This window comes from Streptomyces palmae (assembly GCF_004684805.1).
Classification (GTDB): Bacteria; Actinomycetota; Actinomycetes; order Streptomycetales; family Streptomycetaceae; genus Streptomyces; species Streptomyces palmae.
This window is the reverse complement of the sequence record NZ_SRID01000356.1, coordinates 1-7,165: the sequence shown is the minus strand read 5'-3', so window position 1 is coordinate 7,165 and position 7,165 is coordinate 1. Positions and strand designations below refer to the sequence as shown.

Annotated in this window: 9 protein-coding genes; 3 read left to right on the top strand and 6 right to left on the bottom strand. The window is 71.4% G+C overall.

Annotated features, from left to right (window positions below; all coding sequences use genetic code 11):
* Both E4099_RS26495 and E4099_RS33220 read right to left on the bottom strand, forming a co-directional pair.
* Positions 1 to 1,111, bottom strand: a 1,111-nt coding sequence (locus E4099_RS26495; protein WP_135341648.1) for a PP2C family protein-serine/threonine phosphatase, incomplete at its 3' end; no start/stop codon positions are given.
* Positions 1,111 to 1,278, bottom strand: a complete 168-nt coding sequence (locus tag E4099_RS33220) for a hypothetical protein (RefSeq protein WP_167828484.1) — start codon at positions 1,276 to 1,278, stop codon at positions 1,111 to 1,113. The genes E4099_RS33220 and E4099_RS26495, both read right to left, overlap by 1 nt.
* A 262-nt stretch (positions 1,279 to 1,540) precedes the next feature.
* On the opposite strand from E4099_RS33220, the gene E4099_RS26490 reads away from it, so the two are divergent.
* Together E4099_RS26490 and E4099_RS26485 are read left to right on the top strand one after the other, a co-directional pair.
* Positions 1,541 to 1,999, top strand: a complete 459-nt coding sequence (locus tag E4099_RS26490; RefSeq protein ID WP_135341647.1) for a hypothetical protein — start codon at positions 1,541 to 1,543, stop codon at positions 1,997 to 1,999.
* A 278-nt stretch (positions 2,000 to 2,277) separates the two neighbouring features.
* Positions 2,278 to 2,640: an SH3 domain-containing protein gene (locus E4099_RS26485; RefSeq protein ID WP_135341646.1), complete on the top strand. Its 363-nt coding sequence runs from the start codon at positions 2,278 to 2,280 to the stop codon at positions 2,638 to 2,640.
* A gap of 27 nt (positions 2,641 to 2,667) precedes the next feature.
* Here the strand turns inward: E4099_RS26485 and E4099_RS26480 are convergent, their stop codons facing one another.
* Positions 2,668 to 2,865 carry a DUF397 domain-containing protein gene (locus tag E4099_RS26480; RefSeq protein WP_135341645.1) on the bottom strand — a complete coding sequence of 66 codons (198 nt, stop codon included), beginning with the start codon at positions 2,863 to 2,865 and terminating at the stop codon, positions 2,668 to 2,670.
* Positions 2,866 to 2,877: 12 nt separating this feature from the next.
* A complete protein-coding gene (locus E4099_RS26475) occupies positions 2,878 to 3,732 on the bottom strand; it encodes a helix-turn-helix domain-containing protein (RefSeq protein WP_135341644.1) in 855 nt (284 codons plus the stop codon).
* 266 nt (positions 3,733 to 3,998) lie between these two features.
* Here E4099_RS26475 and E4099_RS26470 point away from each other — a divergent pair, with 266 nt between their 5' ends.
* Entirely contained in the window at positions 3,999 to 4,427 is a 429-nt protein-coding gene (locus tag E4099_RS26470) for an ATP-binding protein (protein ID WP_135341643.1), read from the top strand.
* Between the two features lie 138 nt (positions 4,428 to 4,565).
* Here E4099_RS26470 and E4099_RS26465 read toward each other — a convergent pair whose 3' ends face one another.
* Positions 4,566 to 6,230 (bottom strand): transporter, encoded by a 1,665-nt coding sequence (locus E4099_RS26465; protein ID WP_386389672.1) that lies wholly within the window; start codon positions 6,228 to 6,230, stop codon positions 4,566 to 4,568.
* On the bottom strand, positions 6,227 to 7,018 hold the full coding sequence (locus E4099_RS26460) for an ABC transporter ATP-binding protein (RefSeq protein WP_135341642.1): 792 nt from the start codon (positions 7,016 to 7,018) through the stop codon (positions 6,227 to 6,229). Before E4099_RS26460 ends, E4099_RS26465 begins: the two co-directional genes overlap by 4 nt.
* Positions 7,019 to 7,165: the final 147 nt, after the last annotated feature.

Sequence of the window (7,165 nt, the reverse complement as noted above, 5' to 3'; positions counted from 1 at the left end):
GGGAGTGATCGGGGCGGCGCAGTTCGGTACTCACCGCGAGAGGCAGGCCGGGCTCGGCGTGGAGGAACTTCGTCTGCCGGTCGGGGGTGATCAGAAGTGGGGGAAGGTGGCCGGCGTTGCTCCAGCGCAGGGTCCAACCGCCGCCCTGCTCGGGTTCGATGCGGGCCAGGCAGGCGGTTGCGACGGGCAGATCGGTGATGGCGTGCAGGGTGCGGTCGAGCTGGCCCAGGACCGAGCTGGGCGGGGTGAGCCGGTCGTAGAGCAGGGCCCGCAGCATGTTGCGGGTCTGGGCCATGGCGGCGGCCGCGTGCAGGTCGTGGCCGAAGACGTCGCCGATGACGGCGGCACACGCGTTGTCGGGCAGCCACAGGGCGTCGTACCAGTCGCCGCCGAGGTGCCCGGGGGTCGGGGCGGGCCGGTAGACGGTGGCCCCGGTGAAGGGGCGCAGGTCGGGCAGGGTGGGCAGCAGGAGGCGTTGGAAGCGTTCGGCGCTGTCGCGGATCTGCTCGTACAGGCGCACGTTCTCGATGGCGATGCCGGCGGCTCCGGCGAGAGAGCGGACGATGTCCTCGTCATTGCGGTCGAAGGGCTGTCCGTCACTGCGTTCGGACAGGTAGAGGTCGCCGTAGATGGTGCCGCGGACGCTGATGGCGACGCCCAGGAGGGTGCGCATATGGGGGTGGCCGGGCGGGAAGCCGGCGGAGGCCGGATGGGAGGGGATGTCGTCGACGCGCAGGGGCTCGGGGTTGTGGATCAGGTGGCCGAGGACACCGCGCCCGTGAGGGAAATCGGACCACGCCAGGTCGGCGCGCTCGGCGTCCGACAGGCCGGCCGTGATGAACTCCTCCAGCGCGTCACCGGAGGGGGCCAGCACGCCCAGCGCACCGTAGCGGGCGCCGACCAGTTCCATGGCGGTGGTGACGATGCGGTGCAGCACCGCGGAGAGTTCCGTCTCCCGGCTGATGGCCAGCACCGCGTTCAGTAGGCCCTGGAGCCGGTCCTTGGCGTTGGCCAGTTCCTCCAGCTGTGTGGAGATCTGGTCCAGCTGACGGCCCAGCCCGTGCTGCAGGCCGTGGTGCGGCTGTTCGGCCTTGCGCTTCGGGTCCGCCATCACGAGTGCCCGGTGGTGCGCCGCGCGGCCGGGTTCCCATGGACGGCGGCCGGCGGGAGGTGGCGGCACGCCTCGCTGACCAGCGTCTTCTTTGGATCGCCCGGCAGCGGGATCCCTACCGGCGGCACCCGCTCGCTCATCTCCTCGGCGGTCCTGGTGGGGGTCATGCGCTCGTGCCCTTCGATGTCGCCTGGGTCGTCACCGGCTCACGCGGTCCGTGCCCCCACAGCCGCCTGACCCGACCGTGATCACCCCGCACAGGGTGACGCGGCCGAACAGCCCAAGCCGCCTATTAGGCCGAAAGCGGCGTTTCGTACGCCGTCCTTCGTACGCCGTCCTTTGAAGTGGCGCCTGATCTTGCGCCGGGACCAGGGGAGGCGCGGGATCTTGGGGTCGGCGTGTCGGAGGTCGTCAGTAGCCTCACTCGCCATGGGCGTTCAGATCGACGTACGAGTCGAATATCCGATCAACGACGAGGTGGAGAGGGTACTTGGGCTGGCCGAGGCGGTCGGCGAGCCCGTCACCGTCACGTTCGTGTGGGAGGGGGGTAGGGAGGCCGAACGCGCGGTGCTGGTGCCCGCGGCCACGCTGGCGCTCTGGGAGCACTGGGCCCCCACCGCCTGCCCGCCGGGTGACGCCGCGGACGAGGACGAGCCGGAGCTGGCCCACCCGGAGGAGTTCGGCGCGTTCACGCTCTTCCGCCGCCGCGTGGGAGGGCGCACGGCGGTCGCTCGCGGTGGCGTGGTGGTCGCCGAGTTGCTGGACCCCGGCGAGGCGCACTGGCTGGAGGTGAACGCCCGCAACGTCCGGCAGGGCTTCATGGATCCGAAGCAGAAGGCGGCGTTCGAGGAGTTCCTCGCCCGGCAGGCATCGCTCGACGGGCAGTGATGCGATGGCCCCTCGCGGCTGCGTGGCATTGCCGTCGGGCCGCCGGCTCTCGTTCACCTGCCGCGAGGGTGAGGCCGGTTCGGTTCGTCTTGGGGGCCTTCCTGTACGGCCTGGGGTTCCACGGCCGCTCCGGGGAGGGCCGGCCCGGGGTGACGTGGGGCCTCGCGAAAAGCCGGTGTGTGGATCTTCTGAAGGCTTCCGGGGGGCCGGAGAGAGCATGGAAGGGTGGTGCTACTGTTCCGATAATCTGACCGATTAGATCTCATGCGGGGGAGATTGTGGCGATCAAGGGCAAGCTGTCCATGGCCGCGATGCTGGCGGCACTGTCGCTGGGCGGCACCCTGGCACTGGCCCCGAACGCCTCCGCCGCCGGCTCGGTGGGGTCCTCCGCCTGCCGCTTCGACTCCCCCGACGTGAACTTCTCGATCGACTCCCCGCGCGCCCAGCTGCGCAAAGGGCCCAGCACCCACTACCGCAGCCGCGGCACCCTGCTCAAGGGCGAGACCTTCCGCTACTTCTGCCGTACCCGGCCCCGGGGCGGCTTCGACAAGAGCTGGTCCTACGGCAAGGTCCTCCAGCGGACCAAGACCGGTATCCGTGCCGGCACCCGGGGCTGGGTCTACAGCGGCCACCTGGACTGACCCCCGTTCGCGTCGCCCCGTCGCGCCTCAGTGCGTGAGGTGGTCGTACGCGCCCGCGCGGGCGGCACGTATGAGTGCGCCGATCACGCGCGGGGTGGTGGTGAGGACGACCGCGGGGTCGTCGCTTTCCCGCAGTGCGATGTGGGGGCCTGTCGGGGCCAGTTCCAGGCAGTCGCCCTCCGTGCTGGAGAAGGTCGACTTTCGCCATTCGAGATTCGCTGGCATCGACGGTTCCTTTCAGAGTTCCTGCGCGATGGCGTGAATGAGGTCCCGGCTCTCGTGCTCGCTGAGCGCCGAGGAAGCCAGAGTCTCGAAGGTGCTGCGGTATCTCCTGAGATGAGCGTCCGCGTCAAGGAAGCTGACGCCGTGCGCGGCCTCGATCTGCACGGTGTCGAGTGCTGGTACGGGGCCGACCGCGTAGAGCATCGCGCGGCTCGCTCCGGCGTACTCCTGTGATGAGAACGGGATGACGCGCACGCTCACCCCTGGCCGGTCGCTCTGTTCGCGCAGGTGTTCAAGCTGTGTGAGGGCGACCCTTCGGCCACCGAACCGCATCCGCAGTGCGGCCTCATGGATGACCGCTTCGTAGCGTGGAGCCCCGTCCCGTCGCAGGGTTGCCTGGCGTTGCATGCGGAGTGCCACGCGCGCGTCGAGTTCTGCCGGTGGCAGGGCTGGGATGGTGGAGCCGAACACCGCACGCGCGTACTCCTCGGTCTGGAACAAACCGGGGATGTCGGTGATCTGGATGGTGCGCAGGCCCGTCGCGTGGTGCTCCAGCTCGGCAAGGTCGAGCATCGGCGCGGGCAGTACGCCTCGATACGCCTCCCACCACCCTTCGCCGCGCTGCTCGTGGGTCATGGCCGCGAGGGCGTCGATGAGTGCGGAGTCGCTGCACGAGTAGAAGGCGGCGAGGCGGCGCAGGCGCTCCTCGCTGATTCCGTATCGGCCGCTCTCGATGTGGCTTATCTGGGGCTGTCCGCCCCCGAGTAGAGCGCCTGCCTCGCGGGCGGGCATCCCGGCTGCTTCCCGCATCTTGCGCAGCTCAACTCCCAGACGTACTTGGCGAGCTGTGGGGCTGCTCCTCGGCGGCATGTGGTCATTCTCCTGTCCGGCACTGGGTGGTGGGGAGCCACCCTGCCACGGTTCACACCTCAGGGGGCAAGGTGCCGGACATGGTTGCGCCGGTACATGTATGTCCTCTACGTTCGGTGGCGCGCCTTACACGTGGCGTAACGGCAGGTGTGTGCTGCCAACGTCCGTGTGCCGCCTGCCCATACGTCGGAAACGCACCCCTCGCGGCCGGAGGGGCGAGCCACCGCATGGCAGATCCATCAGCGCCGCTCAGAGAGAAGCACCGCATGGGGATTCTCGGCATCGGTCGCGAGCAGCGACCGCACTCGTACACGCTCTACTGCCCGCCACTGGACACCTCGCCCTGCATCGCCCGCGACTTCGTCGCCTCCGCGCTGCGGCGGCTGCGGCTGGACCGGGTCGCGGACGCGGCGACCTTATGCACCTCGGAACTCGCCACCAACGCCTATCTGCACGCGCCCGGGCTCGGCTCCCTGCTGTGGCTGGACGTGCGGCCGGAGCTGCTGCGGATCACGGTGTACGACGGAAGCCGGCAGGAGCCGGTCGTACGTCCCGACTGCGCGGAGCGGGAGGGCGGGCGCGGTCTGCGGCTGGTGGGGGAACTGGCCGATGCCTGGGGATGCTGCCCGGGGGCGCCCCTCGGCGTCGGAGGCGCGGAGGGCAAGGGGGTCTGGTTCACGATTGCCTGCCGGTGAGGCCGGTGAGGCGACCGACGCAGCCGGAACGGCCACGGCGCCCCGGGACGTATGTCTACGGGGCGCCGTGACGGGCCGTAATGCCGCGAGGCCGCAGGGCCGCACGGCCGTGACCCCGCGCGGCTGCAAGCGGTACGGCTACTTGCTGACCGCCGTCAGGATCTCCGGAAGGCGGGCGGCGGCGCGCGGGGCCGCCAGGCGCAGGCCGAGGGTGGCCAGGCCCAAGCCGTAGGCCACGCCCACCGGCAGGCACAGCCAGAGCAGGCCGTGCTGTCCGGCGGTGTGCAGCCAGATCACCAGGGCGATGACCGGGGCGGTGAGCAGGGCGCCCACAAGCATCCCGCCCATGATGCTGAGGGTGGCGATGCCGGCCTGGCCGGGGGCGACGTTCTTGAAGCCGTTGTCCTGCGGGATGGTGTACGGCGCGTGGACCGAGGCCAGCGCGCCGGTGCCCATCAGCGCGCCCAGCAGCGCCAGCGCCAGGCCCAGGGTCTCCAGGAAGGCGCCCCACTGGTGCAGTGCGGCGGCGGCGCCGACCGTGACCAGGATGACGTACGGCACCGCGACCAGGGCCAGGGCCAGTGTCCGTGCGCGCAGTTCCAGATAGGCGTCCCGGGGGGAGGCGATGGTCTGCGCGACCATCCAGAACGCCGAGGAGTCCTGCCCGAACTGGTTGTACATCTGCATGCCCAGCAGGCCGGCCGACCAGCAGGCGGTGTAGACGCTGCCGTTGCCCTGCGCCGCGGAGACCACCGGCAGCAGCAGGCCGAGGCCCAGCGCCGTCGCCCAGCTGGCCTTGGTCTTGGGGTCGCGCCAGGCGTAGCGCAGCGCGCGCTGGACCACCGGGCCGGTGCGGCCGGAGAGCAGCGACAGCCGGGTCAGCACCCCGCCGCCCGCGGACTGGCGCGCGGCGGGTTCGGCCGCGCCCACCGTGGAGGAGTCGGGGTTGATCATCAGCCGGGTGAGGCTCCGCCGCCACCAGGCCAGCAGCGCCACCAGTACGAGCAGGGTGAGCGCGAATTGGGCCAGTGCCCTGCCGTACGCGCCCTCGCCGAGGCCCCACACCGCGTCCATCGCGGTGGCGGGCGGCACCCAGCGCAGCACGTCGGCGGCGCCCTCCAGACCGGCCAGACTCCTGGCGTCGGAAAGCTTCTGCACGCCCAGGTTGACCACTTGTGCGCCGACGGCGATCAGCAGTCCGCTCAGCAGCGCCAGGTCGCGGCCCCGGCGGCTGGTCAGCAGCCGTACGTTCGCGGTGGCCACCGCGCGGGCCAGGGCCACGCACACCAGCAGCACCAGCAGCACCGCGGGCCCGGCCGCCGCCGCGGCGGCCGGGCCGTGCGCGGTGGCGATGGCCGAGCCGACCGCCAGCGCCAGGGTGAACAGCGGGCCGATGCCGATCAGCGAGGACACCAGCAGCGCGGACACCAGGGCCTGCGGCCGCAGCGGCAGCATCACCAGCCGGGTGGGGTCCAGGGTCTCGTCGCCACCGGAGAAGAAGAGCGGCATCACCGCCCAGCCCAGCGCCAGCACCGCGATCAGGGTGGTGGTCAGGGCGGCGGCGTGGTCCTCGCCCCGCAGCATGACCAGCCCGAGCAGTTGGAGCGCGGCGAACAGGGCGGTCAGCACGAGCGAGGTGACGTACGCGGCCCGCCGGCCCGAGGACTGCCGCAGCCCGTTGCGCATCAGGGACAGCTTCAGTCGGACGAAGACCGCGAGCAGCACCGGGGCGGCCGGCTCCCTGAAGCGTGCCGCGGTGGTGCCCTGGAGGCCGACCGGGTCCGGGGTGGTGGTGCTGCTCATCGGGCGCCGCCGCCGAGCCAGTCGAGGTCCCGTCCGGCGCCCCGGCCCGCGCCCACCAGCTCCAGGAAGGCGTCCTGCAGCGAGGGCGCCTCGCCGCGCACCTCGGCGAGCGGGCCCTGGGCGCGGATCCTGCCCGCCGCCATCACCGCCACCCAGTCGCACAGCGACTCGACCAGCTCCATCACATGGCTGGAGAAGACGACGGTGGCGCCGGAGTCGGTGTAGCGCTCCAGCACCCCGCGGATGGTCTGCGCGGAGACGGGGTCCACCCCCTCGAACGGCTCGTCCAGGAAGAGCACCTCGGGATTGTGCAGCAGCGCCGCGGCCAGCCCGATCTTCTTCCGCATACCGGTCGAGTAGTCCACCACCAGCTTGTGCTGCGATCCGGCCAGATCGAGGACGTCCAGCAGCTGGGTGGTCCGCTTCTCGACCTCGTCGCCCGGCAGGCCGCGCAGCCGCCCGGTGTAGTCGAGGAGTTCGCGGCCGGAGAGCCGCTCGAACATGCGCAGCCCCTCGGGCAGCACCCCGATCCGCGCCTTGACCGCCACCGGGTCGCGCCAGACGTCGTGGCCGGCCACCTCCACGGTGCCGGAGTCCGGTCGCAGCAGCCCGGTGACCATGGAGAGGGTGGTGGTCTTGCCGGCGCCGTTGGGCCCCACGAGACCGATGAACTTCCCTGCGGGCAGGTCGAGATCGATGCCCGCTACGGCGACCTGCTCCCCGTACCGCTTCCAGAGCGCGGATATCCGCACCGCGCTGTTCGTCGCCTGCCCTGGCTCCTGTGTCACGTGTGATGCCTTTCCACCCGTACATCGGGGCTGGTGGCGCCCCGTTCGCACCACGATACGGGCGTAGCGCGGGCGTGCGATCAGTCGCGGCGGCGGGGGATGAGGACGGGTGCGCCGGTGACGGTGGCGGCCTGTGGGTGGGGAGAC

Bases quoted from the DNA above. Each gene is read 5' to 3' on its own strand.
- E4099_RS26475 (WP_135341644.1), bottom strand. From the start codon at position 3,732: ATGCCGCCGAGGAGCAGCCCCACAGCTCGCCAAGTACGTCTGGGAGTT.
- E4099_RS26465 (WP_386389672.1), bottom strand. From the start codon at position 6,230: ATGAGCAGCACCACCACCCCGGACCCGGTCGGCCTCCAGGGCACCACC.
- E4099_RS26470 (WP_135341643.1), top strand. From the start codon at position 3,999: ATGGGGATTCTCGGCATCGGTCGCGAGCAGCGACCGCACTCGTACACG.
- E4099_RS33220 (WP_167828484.1), bottom strand. From the start codon at position 1,278: ATGACCCCCACCAGGACCGCCGAGGAGATGAGCGAGCGGGTGCCGCCG.
- E4099_RS26480 (WP_135341645.1), bottom strand. From the start codon at position 2,865: ATGCCAGCGAATCTCGAATGGCGAAAGTCGACCTTCTCCAGCACGGAG.
- E4099_RS26490 (WP_135341647.1), top strand. From the start codon at position 1,541: ATGGGCGTTCAGATCGACGTACGAGTCGAATATCCGATCAACGACGAG.